The organism is Clostridium sp. JNZ X4-2 (assembly GCF_054889485.1).
Genome location: NZ_CM142685.1, coordinates 2,500,243 through 2,519,324, shown reverse-complemented (window position 1 = coordinate 2,519,324; position 19,082 = coordinate 2,500,243). Strand labels below are relative to the sequence as shown.

The following is a 19,082-nucleotide window of genomic DNA, read 5'->3' as shown; positions in this document are numbered from 1 at the left end:
ATTTTGAAAAGTATTATTGTATCTTCAGACAGCAGCGGTGGTGGAAAAACTACAGTAACTCTTGGTATTATGAGAGCTCTTATAAAAAGCGGATATAAGGTTCAAGGATATAAAGTGGGACCTGATTACATAGATCCTGCATTTCATAAAAGTATAACTGGAATAGTTTCTAGAAATCTTGATCTCTATCTTATGGGGGAAAGTGGAGTAAAGGCATCTTTTAGCAGAGGCCGGGGAGATTTAGGCGTAATTGAAGGAGTTATGGGACTTTATGATGGAAAGGGCATAGATAGTGAATATTCTACAGCACATGTAGCCAGAGTATTAAATTTGCCTGTGGTTTTGGTTATAAGCCCAAAATCTCAAAGTACAACCCTTTGTGCTGAAATAAATGGAATGGTAAACTTTGAAAACACAGATATATGCGGGATTATTTTTAACAATATTAGTGAAAGCTATTATAAACTTTTAAAGGCTGCTGTAGAAAAAAACTGCAATTTAAAGGTGTTTGGATATATACCCTCTGACGAAAGGCTGTCTCTTAAAAGCAGACATTTGGGATTGGTTCAAAGTAGTGAGGTAGAAGATTTAAATGAAAAGATAGAATTATGCAGTGAACTTATTTTGAAAAATGTAAATGTGGAAATGTTATTAAAATTCTTTAGGGAAAGTTCTGATTTTCAAGATGAATATCATGTTGAAAATAGAAAAATAAGAACAGCAGTAGCTTATGATAAAGCTTTCAGCTTTTATTATAAAGAAAACCTAGAACTTCTTGAAGAATGTGGAGAAACTGTATTTTTTAGTCCGCTTGAGGATAAATGCCTTCCCCCCAATATAGATTTTTTATATATAGGAGGCGGATATCCTGAGGTTTTTATAAAAGAGCTGAGCAATAATAAATCCATGCTGGAAAGTATAAATAGAAAATTAAAATCAGGTCTTACATGTTATGCGGAATGCGGAGGTCTCATGTATTTAATGGAAGGTATTGAAGATGTGAATGAAAATAATACTTTTCATACAGTAGGATTTTTTAATGGGAAAGCATTTATGACCTCCAAGTTGCAGCATTTTGGATATGCCCAAATTGAAGTAACTGGAGAAAATAATATTTTACCACCAGGATTAAAAATAAACTGTCATGAATTTCATAAATCTTATATTGATTCCAATGAAAAAGAAATTTTCACATTAACTAAGGATACTTATAATGGAAAGATAAAAAAATGGAACTGTGGTTATATAAATAAAAATACGTTAGGGGCCTATGCTCATGTTCATTTTTTTGGAAATCTGGACATGATTAAGGAAATTTTAAAAAAAGTTAGAAACTAAAAATTGGAGGAATATAAATGGGTTTATTAGAAGAAACCTTAAACAGTATAAAAGGAAGGAATGAGGAGGCTGTAAAAAAGGCCTGGACAGATATAGACAATCTTGCAAAACCTATAGGAAGCCTTGGACAATTAGAGGAAATAATAGCTAAGATGGCTGGAATAACAGGAAAAACTCATAATAAAATAAATAAAAAAGATATAGTTATAATGTGTTCTGATAATGGAATATGGAATGAAAAGCTCAGCAGCTGCCCTAAAAATCTTACTGTAACTATTACTAAAAATTTTGTAAGAGGTATAACAGGAGTTTGTGTACTTGGGGATTTTTTCAAATCAGACAGGACAGTAGTGGACATTGGTGTAGATTATGATTTTAAAGATCCCGGAATTATAGATAAAAAAGTAGCTTATGGTACTAAAGATATGACCAAGGAGCCTGCTATGACAAGAGAAGAATGTATAAAAGCAGTGGAAGCTGGAATTGAAGTGGTAGATGAACTTGTAAAAAAGGGATATGACATGTTTGGTACGGGGGAAATGGGAGTATGCAATACCGCCACCAGCTCAGCAGTTTTAAGTGTGCTTAAAAATTTGCCTGTGGACATAGCAGTTGGAAAGGGCTCGGGAGTTACGGACAGTCAGTTTGATTTTAAAAAGAAAGCAGTGCAAAGGGCTATTGACATAAATAAACCGGATCCTGAGGATGCAATTGATACCATGGCAAAAGTTGGAGGCTTTGACATAGCTGGAATATGCGGATGTTTTTTAGGAGCTGCCAAAAACAATGTTCCTATTGTAATTGACGGATTTATATCTTCAGTAGCTGCACTTTGTGCTTTCAGACTCAATAAAAAGGTAGGTGATTATTTATTTGCCTCTCACCTTTCAGCAGAACCGGCTACAAAATATATAATGGAAGAACTGGGACTGACTCCTATGTTGAATTTGGGAATGAGACTGGGAGAAGGTTCAGGCTGCCCCATGGCATTTGGAATAATAGAATCAGCTCTTTATGTAATGGACAATATGGGAAGTTTTGCTGATGCCGATGTAGATGGTTCAGTTCTTGTAGATATTAGAGAAGATCAATAATTTAACTTCATATATAGAAATGGAGAATGAGTCATTATGGATTATATAAAGTCACCTATGGATATAGAAAACAGAAGTTTTGAGATAATAGAAGAGGAAATGGGAAAATATGATTTTTCAGAAAGAGAACTTTCTGTAGTAAAGAGAGTGATACATACTACAGGAGATCTTCAATATAAGGAAATTGTGTATATAAGAGAGGGAGCCATAGATAGTGCACTGAAGCTTTTGAAAAAAGGCATAACCATATATACGGATACAAATATGGCTGCAGCTGGCATAAATAAGAAGGTATTAAACAAACTGAACTGTAAAATAGAGTGTTTTGTGAATAGAGAAGAAATAGCAGAGATAGCTAAGAATAAAGGGATAACCCGTTCCATGGCTGCAGTTGAAAAAGCAGTAGAAGAAGGGGTGGAGTTTTTTGTATTTGGAAATGCTCCTACAGCTCTTTTTAAATTAAAAGAACTTGTATTGCAGGGAAAAGCAAAACCTAAATTTATAGTGGGAGCTCCCGTAGGTTTTGTGGGAGCTGAAGAATCAAAAAAAGAGATAGAAAAATTGGATTTACCCATGATAACCATAAGGGGAAGAAAAGGCGGAAGCAATATAGCAGCAGCAATAGTAAATTCACTTATGTATATGATAACCAGATAATCTTTTTGAGGTGATATATTTTGCTGGATATGTATGTAAATTGTAATGGAAAGAAATTGAGATGTGGATATACCACAGGTTCTTGTGCAGCAGCAGCGGCAAAGGCCGCTGCAACTATTCTATATTTTGGGAAAAGTTTAAAAGAAGTTAGGATAGATACTCCAAAGGGAATTGAACTCTTAATACCTGTACATAAGATAAAACAGGAGAAGGATTATGTAGAGTGTTGTGTTTTGAAAGACGGGGGAGACGATATTGATATAACTGATGGTATAGAAATATGGGCAAAAGTAAAAAAAATCTCCTCCGGTTATGTGCTTAAAGGTGGAAGAGGGATTGGAACAGTACAGGGAGAAGGGCTGTATGTAAAAAAAGGAGAACATGCCATAAATCCAGTTCCCAGAAAGATGATTGAAAAAGAGGTAAAAGAAATACTGCCAAAAGGCAGTGGTATAGAGGTAACTATATTTGTCCCTGAAGGAGAGAAAATAGCAAAAAAAACTTTTAATCCAAGATTGAATATAGTTGGAGGGATTTCCATACTGGGAACTACAGGAATTGTGATGCCTATGTCTGAAGAGGCACTAATGCAGTCTGTGGAGCTGGAAATAAATCAGAAAATAGCACAGGGCTGCAGGGATCTAATTCTTCTTTTTGGCAGCATGGGTGAAAATATGGCATTGGATTTAAAACTGGATAAAAATAAGATGGTTATAATGTCTAACTATGTGGGATTTGCATTAAATTGCTGTATGAATAAAAAGATAAAAAAAGTACTTGTAGTAGGCCATATAGGAAAGCTGAGTAAAGTTGCCTCAGGATGTTTTAATACTCACAGCAGAGTGTGTGATGTGAGACTTGAAACACTGGCTCTTGAACTGGCCCTTATGGGGAAAAGCAGAGAGCTTGTAAAAAAGGTATATGAGCAGAAGACTACAGAAGGAGCTGTAGAATTTCTGGGAAAAGGATATGAAGAATTATATAAAAATATAGGATTGAAAATAAAAAACAGAATAGAACAATATACTTATGGTTCTATTAAAGCAGAGATTATAATGTATTCCATGAAGGAAGGGGTACTTTATAACAGTATTAAATAGATTTAATAGTAGGTGGAAATAAAATGGATACAAAAGTTTTTATAGTGGGTATAGGACCTGGAAGTGCGGAATATATACTTCCCAAGGCTGTGGCCATAATAAATCAGTCTGATGTGGTTGTTGGATTTCAAAGAGCTGTGGACAGTCTTGGTTTTATAAATGTAAATAAAATAAAAGTAAAAAAGCTTAAAGAAATAATAGATATTATAGAGATGGGCAAATATAAAAGTGTATCAATAGCGGCCTCTGGAGATCCGCTTTATTATGGTATAACTGAATATTTAAAGAAAAATTACCGGGGAAATATAGAAGTTATCCCGGGTATAAGTTCTTTTCAATATATGATGGCAAAAATAAAATTAAGCTGGCAGGGAGCTTTTTTGGGAAGTCTTCATGGCCGTCAGGATGATTTCTGCAATATGGTAAAAGAAAATCAGGTGTCCATATGGTTTACGGATAATGTACATTCTCCGGATTATATGTGCAGCATTCTGGAAGAGAAATCTATAGAGGGAAAAGTGTATGTAGGAGAAAATCTTTCCTATGATGATGAAAAAATTACTGTAGGAAGTGTAAATGAAATAAAAACTAAAAGGTTTGGTGGGCTTTCTGTAGTTGTCATAGAAAAAAAGGGAGAAATCTTATGATATATATAAAGGATGATGAATTTATAAGAGGAAATTGTCCAATGACAAAAGAAGAAATTAGAGTACTGAGTATTTCAAAGCTGGGGGTTAAAGATAATTCCAGGGTATTGGATATAGGAGCTGGTACAGGTTCAGTAAGTATACAGCTGGCTAAAATATGCACTGAAGGTCAGATCATTGCAGTTGAAAAAGATGAAGAGGCACTTCAACTTATTGAACAGAACAGAAAGAAATTCAATATTGATAATTTGACTGTTGTAAAAGGAGAGGCTCTGGAGGTTGAGAATAATATAAATTTCTGTTTTGATGCTGTGTTTGTAGGTGGAAGTGGTGGAAATATAGAGGATATAATAAGAGCATATAGTTTAAAGCTGAAAAGTCATGGAAACATGGTACTGAATTTTATAACTCTAAATAATCTGTATAAAACTTTAAATACTTTAAAGAATATGAATTATGAAGTGGAGTGTATGCAGGTATCCATAAACAAGACAAGGAAAAACAGCTATATGATGACCTCCAATAACAGTATATTTATAGTTACTGCAATTAAGCCTTAATCAGGGATTTACACAGGAGATATGGGTTAAATTATACATAGAAGGAGTAGAGAATCATATGAAAAATACAGATACACCTATGGGAACTCTTTATGGAATAGGAGTTGGACCTGGAGATGAAGAGCTGCTTACATTAAAAGCTGTAAAGACTATAAAAAGCTGTGATGTAATAGTAGCTCCCTGTGCCAGAGCAGGACAAAACAGCATAGCACTTAACACGGCTAAAAATTTTATAGATGAAAATAAGGAAGTTATAGTAAAACATTTTCCCATGGGAGGAAAGGATCAGGATAAAAAGATATTTGAAGCCTTTGAAATTGTAGAAAAAAAATTGAAAGAAGGCAAAAATGTAGCATTTTTGACCATAGGAGATCCATTTGTATACAGTACGTATATATATCTTCTCACTCATATAAAAGATAAGGGTTATACTACGGAAACCATACCTGGAATAACATCTTTTTGTGCAGCTGCCAGTTTGGCAGGTGAAAATATTGTCATAGGGGATGAGAGGGTATTAATTCTTCCTGCCACCCAAGTGGATAAAATAAAAGATGAAAAGTTTGCAGTCATAATGAAAGTATATAAAAATGAAGAGAAGGTTTTAGATAAGTTAGAAGAAAAAGGCTTTAAATACGTATTTGTAAAAAGGGCCTATAGAGAAGGACAGCAGATTCTGAGAAATAGAGAGGACATATTGAAAAATAAGGATTATATGTCAATTATAATAGCACAAAGAAACTAATGGAGGGATAAATATGACTAATAAGGTTTACTTTATAGGAGCAGGCCCTGGAGATGTAGATTTGATAACGGTAAAAGGAAGAAATATATTGTCCAGTGCAGACGTAGTAATATATGCAGGTTCTCTTGTAAGCAGAGAACATATGAATTGCTGTAAAAATGGAGTAAAAGTTTATAATTCGGCTTCCATGACATTAAAGGAAGTTATTGAAGTTATAAATAAATATTATAGCCAGGGTAAAAAGGTAGTTAGGCTGCATACGGGAGATCCTACCATATATGGGGCTATAAAAGAACAGATGGATGAATTGGATAAACTTAATATACTTTATGAAGTAATACCTGGAGTAAGTTCTTTTACAGCTGCAGCAGCTGCAATAAAAAGTGAATTCACCCTTCCAAATGTAAGTCAGACCGTAATACTTACAAGGATAGAAGGCAGAACGCCGGTACCTGAAAATGAAAGACTGGAAAAGCTTGCATCCATAGGAGCCTCCATGGCACTGTTCTTATCTGTGAGCATGATAGATAAAGTGGTGGAAAGATTGAGAAAGGGATATGGAAGAAACGTTCCTGTAGCTGTTATCCAGAAAGCTACCTGGCAGGATGAAAAGTGTGTTGTGGGTACATTGGATGATATTGCAGAAAAAGTGAAAAGTGAAAATATAACAAAAACAGCACAAATACTGGTAGGAGATTTTATTCACTGCAAATACAACAAGAGTTTGTTATATGATGAAAACTTTACACATATGTACAGGAAGGGAAAAGATGAAGATAGCAGTAATTAGTGTTACAAGTGCCGGAGATAAAATAGCAGAAAGACTTGGACATTATTTTTCCATAGATCTTTATTCCAAAAAAAACAATTGCATGTTCAATTTAAAACATATCACTGAAATGGCCATGTTAAAATACAGGGCAATTGCATTTATAAGTTCCACAGGCATAGCTGTAAGAGCCATAGCACCATTTATAAAAACCAAGGACAGGGATCCTGCAGTGATTGTAATAGACAGCTGCTGCAAATTCGTCATAAGTCTTTTAAGCGGCCATTTGGGAGGAGCAAATGAGCTTGCAATAAAGGCAGCGGAGATTTTAAAAGCTACTCCGGTTATTACAACTGCCACTGATAATATGGGAATAAAGGCACCGGATGTTTTAGCCAGGGAAAAGGAACTTGTTATAGACAGTTTAGGGGATGCAAAGTACATAGCAGCACTTTTGGTTGATGGCAAAAAAGTTGGATTTGTAGATGAAGACAATTTAATAGATACTCCTAAGGGGTACAGCTGCGACTTGGATAATGCCCAGGGAATTGTATATGTGACAGGTAAAAATAAATTAAATGTGGATAATGTGAGAATTTTAAAACTCATAAGAAAGGATATTGTACTGGGGATTGGATGCAGAAAAAATTTTAACCCCCGGGATATGATGGATAAAATCAGAAAACTTCTTGAAAATTATAATATAGATGAAAGATCTGTAAAATACATAGCTACTATAGAAATTAAATCTGAGGAAAAGGCCATAATTGAACTGGCAAAATATTTTAAATGCAGTTTGAAAATATTTTCTATAGAGGAAATAAAGAATGTACAGGATGATTATGAAGGCAGTGATTTTGTAGAAAAATCCGTGGGAGTGAGGGCAGTGTGCCAGCCCTGTGTAAAACTTACAGGAGCAGCTTTGATTACGGATAAAATAAAAGCAGATGGTATGACACTGTGCATTGGAAAGCTTAATAATTGTAAAATATGTGCTGATAAAAGGATGTGTTGAATTTGGGTAAGCTTTATGTAGTGGGAATTGGTCCCGGCAGTGTTGAAAATATGACTGTCAGGGCTGTAAATGCAATAAAAAATAGTGAAATAATTATAGGATATACTAAGTATATAGATATGATAGGTAGTTTTATTGAAAATAAAAAGGTATTTTCCACAGGCATGAGAGGAGAACTGGAAAGATGTAAACAGGCGCTTCAGCTTTCCAGAGATAATGTAGTTTCCATAGTTAGTACGGGAGATTCCGGAATATATGGAATGGCAGGACTTATTTTAGAGTTGAGAAAAGATGAAGATGTGGAGATCATTCCAGGAGTGACAGCTTCTTCTGCTGCCGGTTCTGTAGTTGGAGCACCACTTATGCATGATAATTGCAATATAAGTTTAAGTGATCTTATGACCCCTTATGAACTTATAAAAAAGAGAGTAAAACTTGCAGCTTCAGGAGATTTTGTAATATCCTTTTACAATCCTAAAAGTCATGGAAGACCTTATTATTTAGAAGAATGCATAAATATTATAAGGGAATATAGAGATGGCTCCACTCCAGTAGCTGTGGTTAGAAATGCCCTGAGGGATGGACAGGAAACTGAAATTTTTACTATTGATTCTTTTAATGGTGACAAGGTGGATATGATGTCTATAGTAATAGTGGGCAACAGCAACAGCTATTTAAAAGAAGGCAGATTTATAACTCCAAGAGGATATAAATTGACTGAATCAAGTGATTATTAGATAGAGGGTGGTGTAAGTTGAACATTTTAAAAAAAGGTATTCTGGTAGTTAGTTTTGGCACTAGTGTGCTGAAGGCACTTAAAAATTGTATTGAAACTACAGAAGATGAGATTAGCAGGGAATTTAAGGGATATGAAGTAAGGAGAGCTTTTACTTCAGGTATAATAATCAGAAAATTGAAGAGAAAGATGAAAATTAATATAGATACAGTGTCGGAAGCACTGGATAAAATGAAAGATGAAGGGTTTTCAGAAGTATATGTGCAGCCCCTTCATATAATGCCGGGGGATGAATATGACAAGGTAATATGTGATGTAAATAAGTATGCAGTTTTTTTTGATAAATTAACAGTGGGAAGACCTGTATTATATAAAAAAAATGACTATACAATAGCAGCCCAAGCTTTAAAAAGTCAAATCCCTGATTTAAGAGAGGATGAGGCCGTGGTACTGATGGGGCATGGCTCTTCTCATCCTTGTAATGCTTCTTATGCTATGTTTCAGTATATATTGGATGATATGGGAATGAAAAGAATTTTTGTAGGTACAGTAGAAGGGTATCCGGTAATTGAAAATATAATACCTAAATTAGAAGAAAATAGAATAAGAAGTGTTACTCTAATGCCTTTTATGCTGGTAGCAGGAGAGCATGCATTAAATGATATGGCGGGAGAAGACAGCAGTTCATGGAAAGAAATACTTGAAGATAAAGGATTTGAAGTTAGTGCATATATTCATGGACTTGGAGAAAATAGAGCTTTTCAGAAAATATACGTACAGCATATTAAGGATTGTATAAAAGGCAATTTATTTATGAATGAAAAAGTTAAGGTTTAGGTGATTTATTAAGGAGATTTTTGATATGATAGGATTAATTCTTGGAACTTCTGAAGGAAGAAAAATACTTTCACTGCTAAATGAGTTTACAGAAGACATATTTATATCTACTGCAACGGAATATGGAGCTTCACTTCTTGAAAATTATAAATATAACTATATGAACAGCAAGCCTCTTGACTTGGAAAAACTTGTAGATGAACTTAAAAAAAGACATGTAAAAGTATTGCTGGATGCATCTCATCCATATGCAGTGGAAGTTACTAGAAATGCGATTAAGGCTTGTAATAAATTAAATATAGAATATATAAGATATGAAAGACCATCCTGTATAGAAGAATTTAAAGATGAATTTAAGGTTATAGAAGTGGAGGATTATAATGAACTTAAATTAAAGCTTAAAGATATAAAAGGCACTATATTAAATACTACAGGAAGCAGGAGTGTGGATAAGATACTGGCATTAAAGCTTGAAAACAGAATAGTTTACAGGGTCCTGCCCACTTTGAAGGTTTTAAAAGAACTTTATGATAGAAATATAGAACTAGGTGATATAATTGCATTAAAGGGACCTGTGGGCTACGAATTAAATTGTGCCTTTATAAAGGAATATAAAGCACAGGCCATGCTGCTTAAGGACAGTGGTATAGAAGGTGGTACTTTTGAAAAAATAAGAGCCTGTTTAGATTGTGGAATATATGCTTTTATAATAGAAAGAAAAAAAATGGATTACCATCATGCTTTTCACAATGTAAATGAAATGGTGAAATATATAAGAAGTTTAAAGAATTTGTAGAGGATGTATCTTATGGAGGTTACAGCAACTTATCCTGGAAGTTTTGGTGAAATACTTCAGGGAAAAATAGAAAATAAAGATATTTTACTGTCCTGCCCTGTAAATATTTATAGTGAAGTTAAACTTATAGAGTGTGATAATCCTATGAGGAGAGTAAATTTAAAAAAATCATCGGATTTTTTATTGAATATTCTCAAGTCCTGGGGATATGAAAGGTATTATAAAAATATAGATATAGAAATAAATTCTAAAATTCCACAGGGAAAGGGACTTGCCAGTAGTACAGCGGATTTATGCGGCGTTTATTATTCCCTTATAAATATGTTTAATAGAGAATTTAATGAATCAGAGCTTATAAAAAATTGTGTAAATATAGAGCCAACGGATAGCATAATATTTAAAAAAATGACTCTGTTTGATTATAAAAATGGAAAGTATAAGTATACTTTAGGAGATTATCTATCTTATAATATACTTGCTTTTGAAGGAAATAAAATCATTGACACTGTGGAATTTAATAATATGAATTTACCGGAATTAAGTGATGTTGAGAGCTTAATACCTGTACTTAAAGAGGCAGTAAAAGAAAGAAATTTAGAAAAGCTGGCATATGTATCCACAGAAAGTATAATAAAAAATCAAAAAAGACTTTATTATGATTTTTTAAATATAGTATTGGATATAAAGAATAAAACTTCAGGTCTTGGGATAATGGGAGCTCACAGTGGAAATGTGCTGGGTATAATATATGAAGATGAAGAAAAATTTCATTTTGGAGAAAAAATTTCAAAAAAGCTAAAGTTAAAGAACATTAAGTTATATAGTCTAAAAACATTAAATAAGATTTTAAATTAGCTGCAATGAATTTAATTTCACATATATGAAAAGAATAATAAATTATTATGAGAAAAGGGGTTGATTTTAATGGATAAAGGATATATTCAAGTTTATACTGGAAATGGCAAGGGCAAAACTACAGCAGCACTGGGATTATCTCTTAGGGCCATATGCGCCGGGAAAAAGGTGTTTTTCGGGCAGTTTGTAAAGGGAATGGATTACAGTGAATTAAAGGCAGGAGAATATTTGCCTAATTTTACATTAGAGCAGTTTGGAAGAGATGTTTTTATATTTGACAAACCCAGTGAAGAAGATATAGAAGTGGCTAAGGAAGGCTTGGAAAAGGCTAAGAAAATACTCAGTTCAGGGGATTATGATGTGGTTGTATTGGATGAGATAAACATAGCTGTATTTTATAAACTTTTTACTGTAGATGAAGTATTGGAACTTTTAGATATGAAACCAGAAAAAACGGAAGTTATATTGACAGGAAGATATGCTGATGAAAGAATAATAGAAAGGGCAAATTTAGTTACAGAGATGAAAGAGATAAAACATTATTATACGGAAGGTGTCAATGCCAGAAAGGGAATAGAAAATTAAATTGTGGGTATTTTAATAGAATGAGCTTCAGCCTAGCAAATCTTGTTGAATTTGTTAGGCTTTTAATTTTTGTATTTACAAAACAGGAGAATTAAGTTAGAATTGAAGATGATAATCAGTATCAATTAGAATTTAAAAATATATAAGAGAGGATGTTATTATGAGTATTTTAGTTATCGGAGGAGATAGGCTGGGAAATATAAAAGATAAATTAAAAGAAAATGGATTTAATAAGATAGGGCATGTTAGTGGGAGAAAAAAAGGTGATAGGAAAATAAAAATTCCTGAAAGCACAGATTTAGTACTGGTATTTACAGACTATATAGGTCATAATATATCGGAAATAATAAAAAACAAATCCAGGAGAAGTGATGTAAAAATTATGTTTTGCAAGCGATCCTGGTCAAGTATGTATAAGAATATAGAAAGTTATATAGAACAAATAAGAAAACCTTAGGGGATTTCTGTGAATAATTGCAGGTTTATAACAATAGTTTTATGGGGATTAAAATAAGTGAATTTTTCTCTGATATAATGCACTTATAAAAAATTATCTGCTAAATAATTTTTTATAAGTTAATACAATTATAAGTAACAATACTGAAGTCAATGCAATAGTACCACCGGGAGCACTGTTTATATAATACGACAGAAATAGTCCACCCATTATGTCTATAAATCCAAATATTATGGAAAGTATAAATGTGATTTTAAAGCCTTTGTGAAGTTGAAGTGACGCAGCTACGGGCATGGCAATCATAGATGAAATTACAAGAATGCCTAGGATTCTTATGGATACTGAAATTGTAGCACCTACCAAAAGAGCAAAGAGGTAGTTTATAAGTTTTACCTTTATTCCACACACTTTAGCACCATTTTCATCAAATGTTATATAAAGAAGTTCATTGTATAATAGTGATAAAGTCAGGACTGAAATTATACTTAATGAAAATACTGTATAAAGTTCACTTTTAGATACTGTAAGTATACTTCCAAACAAGTATGAATTTACATCTGCATTTGCTTTTCCAGTACTTATAAGCACAATTGCAATACCAACTGATAGAGTAAGTATTATTACAAGTATCAATTCAGCATATTTTTTATAATAACTTCTTAAAAACTCTATTGTCACACCTGCAGCAGAGGTGAATATAAAAGAGGTCAATATGGGGTTATATCCCAGTACCAAACCTATTGCCACACCTGCAAGAGATGAGTGGGATAATGTATCTCCCATCATGGAATATCTTTTTAAAACTAAAAATGTACCTACTGCAGGACATAATATAGATATAAATATGCCTGCAATAATTGCATTTTGCATAAAACTGTATTGTAACATAACTTCCCTCCAGTAAAAGTTTGTTTAAATTTTCAAAGTTATTAATTTTTTATATTTCTCAATACTGTACATGCATGCACTTCCATCATTCATAGTACATATTTCAGTGGAATTTTCAAGGGCAGCTTTCAAATTGTGTTCTACAGATAGTACTGTTATGAATGAATTTCTGTTTAAATCCTTTATTATTTTATATATACTCTTTTGACTTAGAGTATCAATACCTGTAGATGGTTCATCAAATATTAAAAGCTCAGGATGCCCTACAAGTGCTCTTGCTATAAGTATTTTTTGACGCTGTCCTCCAGATAGATTTCCTATAAGGCTGTTTTTAAAAGATCCCATTCCTATGAAGTCCAAGCATCTGTCCATGGAGTTTTTATCCTTTATCTTTAAGACTTTCATATGACATTTGATTAATTCAGAAACAGTAATGGGAAATTGAGAATTAAAGGTTTCCAACATTTGGGGGACATAGCCAATTTTTTTTGTGGATACATATATACTGCCTTTTAAAGGGTGCAATAACCCTAAAATTAGCTTTATTAAAGTGGTTTTGGCACTGCCGTTTTCACCTATAATTGAAGTATAAGTTCCCTTTTCAATACTTAAATTTACTTTATTCAGTAAATAAGGTGGATTGTCAGTGTAGGAAAAAGTCAAATCTTTTATGCGGATCATACTAAAATTTCCTCCGTTTACTTATTGGTTTGTATAACATTATAGTAGATATAGTTAAAATAATATAAAATACATTTTCATATTATTATATAACCACTTGCGAACAATTTGCAAGTGGTTATAAGAATTTTAAATAATCATATTGAATTTTTTATGTTATAATTTTTTATCCAAAGGTTTTTTCATAAGGCCAAGCAAAAATGCAGTTATAAAAGATCCTATCAATATGGAGAATACGTATAAAAGAGGATTTCCATTGATTATTGGTATTACGAATATACCACCATGTGGGGCAGGCAATCCTATATTGAATATCATGGAAAGTGCTCCTGCAGCGGAAGCTCCTGCTACAGAGGCGGGAATTACCCTGGCAGGATCAGAGGCTGCAAAAGGTATGGCACCTTCTGTTATAAAGGTTGCACCCATTATATAGCATGTTTTTCCAGTATTTCGCTCCTGAGTTGTAAATCTATTTTTGAAAAATGTGGTGGCAATGGCAATTCCAAGAGGTGGAACCATTCCCCCTGCCATTATTGCAGCATGGGGAGTGAATTTTCCTGCAGCTATCATGGCTATTCCGAAAGTATAAGCTGCCTTATTTACAGGCCCTCCCATATCTACAGCCATCATTCCACCAAGTATGATTCCCAAAATCACCTTATTTGCCGTTCCCATTGATCCAAGCCAGTGCTCCAGGGATATATTTATGGCCTTAACAGGATCTACAATAAATAGCAGCATTATAATTCCAGTAATCAGTATGCCAAACATGGGATACAATAATACAGGTTTTACACCATCAAGTGAAGCCGGCAGTTTAGAAAATACTTTTTTTAGAAATATTACAACATAGCCTCCTAGAAATCCTGCAATCAATCCTCCTAGAAATCCTGCATCATTTTTATATGCTATAAGTCCACCTACCATTGCAGGGGCAAAACCAGGTCTGTCAGCTATGCTCATTCCAACAAATCCGGCAAGTACGGGTATCATAAGGGAAAATGCATATGTGCTTCCTATATCGTGAAAAAGTTTGGCTATAACATTGAAGGATGGATCCTTGGGATCAAAACTTTTAATACCAAACATAAATGATATGGCTATAAGTATACCGCCGCCTACAACAAAAGGAAGCATATTCGAAACACCGCTCATCAGGTGTTTATAGAAACCGTTTTTTTGTTTTCCCTCTGATTTTGATGTTTCATCCTTTTTATCTGAGTGATATACAGGTGCTTCACTGCTTATAGATTTATTTATAAGTGCCTCAGGATCTTTAATGGCATTGGATACAGATACCTGAATTAAATTTTTGCCATCAAACCTGTTCATTTCAACCTGTTTGTCAGCGGCTACAATTATTCCATCTGCCCTTCGTATATCTTCATCAGTAAGTTTGTTTTTTACGCCTGTAGCGCCATTTGTCTCTACTTTAATTTCAATTCCCATATCTTTAGCTTTGTTATTTAAGGCATCTGCTGCCATATAAGTATGTGCTATACCTGTAGGACAAGCTGTAACTGCCAGTATTAATTTATGAGACCTTTCATCTAAGTTATTTTCTGCAGGTTCAATATTGCCTTTTTTAGATTTTATATATTCCTTCTCCTGTTCATCTATGAGATTTAGCACTGTGTCCTTGGATTCAGCACTCATGAGTTTATCTTTGAACTCTTCATTCATCAGCATACTGGACAATCTTGCAAGAGTATCTAAGTGCTCATTGTCAGCTCCTTCAGTTGCTGCTATCATAAAAAACAGTTTAGCATCAGTTCCATCTAAGGAATCATAGTCTAGTCCTTCTCTTTTTATACCAAAAGCCAGAGAAGGAATTTTTACAGCAGATGTTTTTGCATGAGGTATTGCTATGCCTTCTCCTATACCAGTAGAAAATTCAGATTCCCTTTTTAATATTTGCTTTTTGTACTCTTCCCTGTCATTTAATTTTCCTGCAGAATCAAGTATATTTACGAGTTCGTTTATTACTTCAGATTTAGTATCTGATTCCAATTTAAGCTTTATTGTATTCTTTTCTAAAAGCTCAGTAATTTTCATAATTTTCCTCCATTTCAAATTGGTATTAGAGATTTTGCACTAAGTTTCCCGATATTTTAGAGTTTTATTACAATTTGGTTATATGGACACTGGAAAGTAAGTTATCCACATCTTCTTTTTTACACAAATCCATAGAAAAAGCAGTAGCACTTCCGGAAGCTGCACCATATCTAAAGCTGTCCACCAAATTGAAACTTCTGGTGTATTCAGCAAGAAACCCAGCTATTACGGAGTCACCTGCACCTACAGAGTTCTTGACCTTGCCTTTTGGTGCAGAAGCAGTGTAAATGCCCTGGTAACCTATAAGCAGAGCACCTTGTTTTCCCATGGAGATTATTACGTTTTGCGCTCCCATATCCCTTAATTTATTTGCATAATGGATAATTTCTCCAGTATCTTTTATTTTTACATTAAATAAATCCTCCAGTTCATGTATGTTGGGTTTTATTAAAAAAGGTTTATATTTTAATGTAGCCCTTAGAGAGTCACCAGTGGTATCCACTAGTACCCTGGCACTTGGACATTTCTTTTGAATCCTGGAGTATACGTCCGTATCTACAGACTTTTGAACATTTCCCGCAAGTACTATAAAATCCTCAGGGCTTAAGTTTTCTATTTTTTTGAATAATTTATTTAAACTGTAATCATCTATATAAGGGCCGGAACCGTTTATTTCAGTTTCCTTATTGGATTTCAGTTTTACATTTATTCTTGTGTCTTCATTAATCTGTATAAAATCAGTGGCAATGCCTGCATTTTCAAGAGAATCTTTTATGAATTTTCCGGTGAATCCACCTATAAATCCAAGCGCTTTACTTGGTATTCCCAAATTATTCAGGACTCTTGATACATTTATTCCTTTTCCACCAGCATATTTTTTTTCATCAGTACTTCTATTGACAGCGCCTAAAACCAGATTATTAATGTGTATTACATAATCTATGGAGGGATTGAAGGTTACAGTATATATCATTAATTCATCACAACCTTTACTTCGGTTTTCTCTGCATATTTTTCATAATTTTTTATTTTATAATCGGTAATTACAGAAACTTGTTCCAAATTTGCTACCTTAATAAAACTCACTTCTCCAAACTTACTTCCATCTGCCAGAATATAGCTTTTGAATGAATGTTTAATAGCATTTTCTTTAAGTATGGCTTCTTCGGAATCGGGAGTAGTAAGGCCATACTGCAGGTGAATGCCGTTTATACCTAAAAAACATTTGTCAAATCTGAACTTTTCAAGACTTTTAAGTGCATCCGAACCTATGACAGCTTTTGTCCTGTTCTTTACTTTTCCTCCAAGTATATATCCATTTATATTATTCTCAATAATAGAGTTTATATGATTTAGACCATTTGTTACTATTATTATTGATTTCTTGTCTATATATTGAATCATTTCAAATGTGGAAGTTCCTGCGTCTATATATATGCAATCACCCTCATCTATAAAAGAAGCTGCAAGTTTTGCTATTTTTCTTTTCTGTTTTATATTTTGGATTTCCTTTTCACCATAACTTGGTTCTATAAGTCGTCCTTTTGGAAACGTGGCACCGCCATGAATCCGTTTTATTGCATTTATGTTTTCTAGATAAGCTAAATCACGTCTTATAGTAGATTCTGATGTATTTAAAAGAGTTACCAGTTCATTGATCTTTACAATTTCCTTTTTTTTTAATTGCTCTAATATTATCTTATGCCGTTGTTCTGTTAACAAAAGTATTTACCATCCTTTCAATTTGAAACTTTATCATAAATTATTAAATATGTACTATATGCATATTGTAATATAAAAGTTTTTATAAATCAATCATTATAAGTCAAAAAAAATCATTTTTTTTCATATATAAATCATAAACAATCATATGTATTCTTTAAAATTTATTTTTTTAATGACTATCATTGCTAAGAGCTCATCTTTTCTAAAGCTGGGATTAAGTACTGCTATGTTCCTGGATAAGTTCTTTTAAATAGGTAAACTTCACTTGAATCCAAGAGGCTCATAGAATTATAGTTTGTCTTATAGGCAGCTTTACTGAAGTACCTACAATATTTTTGTAATTATAAATGAATTCAGTATGTAATAAATTATGTTGGATTATATGATATTCTGTATTTAAAGAATATTTTATTATTTTAAGATCTTAAAGTAATTATAAAAATAATTGGATTATATGGTAAATGATTATGTCGGAAGGCAGTTATTATATGGGAATTGATCTTGATAATTTAGTCAGAGATGCATTGAAGCTTAATGCCGATAATGCTGCAATTGTAGATACATCAAAAATTAAATTCCATGAGGATTATAGAAAAGCCTGTGAAAAAAATGCCTGCGGCAATTACAATACCAATGTGAAAGATGTACCTATCTTGATGGTGAAGATTGCAGATGTCCTGACAGGGCACTTTCCTCTGTTGAAGCTTACGGAATTGATGTTATTTCTCTTGAAAAAGATGTGGGAATTTCATATTATAATGGCCCAAATACAGTTTCCTATGTAGGGCTTATACTTTTTAATGAGTAATTTATCATGTTTTAAAAAATTGATAGTCTAATTAATAATTTGGGTATCAACATTTCCCTGCGGTGGCTAGCTGGGTAAAAATAAGAATTGAACCTTCAGGCTCATCAAAACAGAAATAATCATTTTAAAAATTTGCATAAGTAAATTAGACTGATGGATTTGTACGACTAAATTAGACTGATTTGTGAATAAGGGTCTATTTTACTTTTACAATTAAGAAAGTTTTAAATTTCGCGGAAACTCTAAAAAAATATATTGACTAAATAGGTAAAAAAATATATAATAATATTTGTTGATTGCAAAAATTTTATGAGGTCCCTTGGTCAAGCGGTTAAGACGTCACCCTCTCACGGTGAAATCAGGAGTTCGATTCTCCTAGGGACTACCAAATCAAAGAGAATGGCTTAACATCAGTAGTTAAGGCGTTCTCATTTTTTATTTAAGTATTTATTTTTTGATATTTTACACTATTTTTACACCATAGTTTTTATATTGCTCAATAAATCTATGGATTTTTCTTTTTCTTTCTTTACAACATGAGTGTAGATGTTGGCAGTTATTTCAATACTGCTATGACTTAAGAGCATAGAAATGGTTTTTAAAGGTATATTATTTTTAAATTGCTTGGTAGCATTGCTTGGCGGCATATGTATGCCTGAGAGATGGAGAAGATTTGTATCCATCCATCGAATCCAAGTGTGCTAATAGACGCAAGCTGAAAATGTACAGTTGAA

22 protein-coding genes and 1 tRNA gene are annotated in these 19,082 nt (G+C 33.1%); 17 read left to right on the top strand and 6 right to left on the bottom strand.

Annotated elements, in window-relative coordinates:
* The first annotated feature begins 3 nt into the window (after positions 1-3).
* The 15 genes from ACYUJ6_RS12120 (at position 4) to ACYUJ6_RS12050 (ending at position 12,191) form a co-directional block, all read left to right on the top strand.
* The gene (locus ACYUJ6_RS12120) at positions 4-1,338 is read left to right on the top strand and encodes a cobyrinate a,c-diamide synthase (protein WP_461843028.1); all 1,335 of its coding nucleotides are present in this window, start codon (positions 4-6) and stop codon (positions 1,336-1,338) included.
* Positions 1,339-1,355: 17 nt separating this feature from the next.
* Positions 1,356-2,432, top strand: coding sequence for a nicotinate-nucleotide--dimethylbenzimidazole phosphoribosyltransferase (cobT, locus tag ACYUJ6_RS12115; protein WP_461843027.1), 1,077 nt, complete (start codon positions 1,356-1,358; stop codon positions 2,430-2,432).
* Between the two features lie 33 nt (positions 2,433-2,465).
* Positions 2,466-3,089 carry a precorrin-8X methylmutase gene (locus ACYUJ6_RS12110; RefSeq protein WP_461845504.1) on the top strand — a complete coding sequence of 208 codons (624 nt, stop codon included), beginning with the start codon at positions 2,466-2,468 and terminating at the stop codon, positions 3,087-3,089.
* Between the two features lie 20 nt (positions 3,090-3,109).
* On the top strand, positions 3,110-4,189 hold the full coding sequence (gene cbiD, locus ACYUJ6_RS12105) for a cobalt-precorrin-5B (C(1))-methyltransferase CbiD (RefSeq protein ID WP_461843026.1): 1,080 nt from the start codon (positions 3,110-3,112) through the stop codon (positions 4,187-4,189).
* A gap of 23 nt (positions 4,190-4,212) precedes the next feature.
* Positions 4,213-4,836 (top strand): precorrin-6y C5,15-methyltransferase (decarboxylating) subunit CbiE, encoded by a 624-nt coding sequence (gene cbiE, locus ACYUJ6_RS12100; RefSeq protein ID WP_461843025.1) that lies wholly within the window; start codon positions 4,213-4,215, stop codon positions 4,834-4,836.
* Complete coding sequence (gene cbiT, locus ACYUJ6_RS12095; RefSeq protein ID WP_461843024.1) at positions 4,833-5,396, top strand: precorrin-6Y C5,15-methyltransferase (decarboxylating) subunit CbiT; 564 nt, start codon at positions 4,833-4,835, stop codon at positions 5,394-5,396. Before cbiE ends, cbiT begins: the two co-directional genes overlap by 4 nt.
* Positions 5,397-5,475: 79 nt before the next feature.
* Positions 5,476-6,141: a cobalt-factor II C(20)-methyltransferase gene (locus tag ACYUJ6_RS12090; protein WP_461845503.1), complete on the top strand. Its 666-nt coding sequence runs from the start codon at positions 5,476-5,478 to the stop codon at positions 6,139-6,141.
* 13 nt (positions 6,142-6,154) lie between these two features.
* Positions 6,155-6,931: a precorrin-4 C(11)-methyltransferase gene (gene cobM, locus ACYUJ6_RS12085; protein WP_461843023.1), complete on the top strand. Its 777-nt coding sequence runs from the start codon at positions 6,155-6,157 to the stop codon at positions 6,929-6,931.
* Positions 6,912-7,925, top strand: coding sequence for a cobalt-precorrin 5A hydrolase (gene cbiG, locus ACYUJ6_RS12080; RefSeq protein WP_461843022.1), 1,014 nt, complete (start codon positions 6,912-6,914; stop codon positions 7,923-7,925). The genes cobM and cbiG overlap by 20 nt, the downstream gene beginning before the upstream one ends.
* 2 nt (positions 7,926-7,927) lie before the next feature.
* Complete coding sequence (cobJ, locus tag ACYUJ6_RS12075) at positions 7,928-8,662, top strand: precorrin-3B C(17)-methyltransferase (RefSeq protein WP_461843021.1); 735 nt, start codon at positions 7,928-7,930, stop codon at positions 8,660-8,662.
* Between the two features lie 17 nt (positions 8,663-8,679).
* Positions 8,680-9,498, top strand: coding sequence for a sirohydrochlorin cobaltochelatase (locus ACYUJ6_RS12070; protein WP_461843020.1), 819 nt, complete (start codon positions 8,680-8,682; stop codon positions 9,496-9,498).
* A gap of 25 nt (positions 9,499-9,523) precedes the next feature.
* Positions 9,524-10,294: a cobalt-precorrin-6A reductase gene (locus ACYUJ6_RS12065; RefSeq protein ID WP_461843019.1), complete on the top strand. Its 771-nt coding sequence runs from the start codon at positions 9,524-9,526 to the stop codon at positions 10,292-10,294.
* A gap of 12 nt (positions 10,295-10,306) precedes the next feature.
* Entirely contained in the window at positions 10,307-11,149 is an 843-nt protein-coding gene (locus ACYUJ6_RS12060) for a GHMP family kinase ATP-binding protein (protein ID WP_461843018.1), read from the top strand.
* Positions 11,150-11,212: 63 nt separating this feature from the next.
* Positions 11,213-11,734: a cob(I)yrinic acid a,c-diamide adenosyltransferase gene (cobO, locus tag ACYUJ6_RS12055; RefSeq protein WP_461845502.1), complete on the top strand. Its 522-nt coding sequence runs from the start codon at positions 11,213-11,215 to the stop codon at positions 11,732-11,734.
* A 160-nt stretch (positions 11,735-11,894) separates the two neighbouring features.
* Positions 11,895-12,191 (top strand): DUF2325 domain-containing protein, encoded by a 297-nt coding sequence (locus ACYUJ6_RS12050; protein ID WP_461843017.1) that lies wholly within the window; start codon positions 11,895-11,897, stop codon positions 12,189-12,191.
* Positions 12,192-12,284: 93 nt separating this feature from the next.
* Here ACYUJ6_RS12050 and ACYUJ6_RS12045 read toward each other — a convergent pair whose 3' ends face one another.
* From ACYUJ6_RS12045 to ACYUJ6_RS12025, 5 genes are all read right to left on the bottom strand, one after another.
* A complete protein-coding gene (locus ACYUJ6_RS12045) occupies positions 12,285-13,079 on the bottom strand; it encodes a metal ABC transporter permease (RefSeq protein ID WP_461843016.1) in 795 nt (264 codons plus the stop codon).
* Between the two features lie 24 nt (positions 13,080-13,103).
* The gene (locus tag ACYUJ6_RS12040; protein WP_461843015.1) at positions 13,104-13,760 is read right to left on the bottom strand and encodes a metal ABC transporter ATP-binding protein; all 657 of its coding nucleotides are present in this window, start codon (positions 13,758-13,760) and stop codon (positions 13,104-13,106) included.
* 156 nt (positions 13,761-13,916) lie between these two features.
* Complete coding sequence (locus tag ACYUJ6_RS12035; RefSeq protein WP_461843014.1) at positions 13,917-15,815, bottom strand: PTS fructose transporter subunit IIABC; 1,899 nt, start codon at positions 15,813-15,815, stop codon at positions 13,917-13,919.
* 67 nt (positions 15,816-15,882) lie between these two features.
* Complete coding sequence (gene pfkB, locus ACYUJ6_RS12030; RefSeq protein ID WP_461843013.1) at positions 15,883-16,788, bottom strand: 1-phosphofructokinase; 906 nt, start codon at positions 16,786-16,788, stop codon at positions 15,883-15,885.
* Complete coding sequence (locus tag ACYUJ6_RS12025; protein WP_461843012.1) at positions 16,788-17,537, bottom strand: DeoR/GlpR family DNA-binding transcription regulator; 750 nt, start codon at positions 17,535-17,537, stop codon at positions 16,788-16,790. Before ACYUJ6_RS12025 ends, pfkB begins: the two co-directional genes overlap by 1 nt.
* A 616-nt stretch (positions 17,538-18,153) precedes the next feature.
* Here ACYUJ6_RS12025 and ACYUJ6_RS12020 point away from each other — a divergent pair.
* Both ACYUJ6_RS12020 and ACYUJ6_RS12015 read left to right on the top strand, forming a co-directional pair.
* Entirely contained in the window at positions 18,154-18,348 is a 195-nt protein-coding gene (locus ACYUJ6_RS12020) for a DUF2284 domain-containing protein (protein ID WP_461845501.1), read from the top strand.
* Positions 18,349-18,661: 313 nt separating this feature from the next.
* A tRNA-Glu gene (locus tag ACYUJ6_RS12015) sits at positions 18,662-18,736 on the top strand.
* A gap of 85 nt (positions 18,737-18,821) precedes the next feature.
* Here ACYUJ6_RS12015 and ACYUJ6_RS12010 read toward each other — a convergent pair.
* Positions 18,822-19,031 (bottom strand): hypothetical protein, encoded by a 210-nt coding sequence (locus ACYUJ6_RS12010; RefSeq protein WP_461843011.1) that lies wholly within the window; start codon positions 19,029-19,031, stop codon positions 18,822-18,824.
* Between the last annotated feature and the right edge of the window lie 51 nt (positions 19,032-19,082).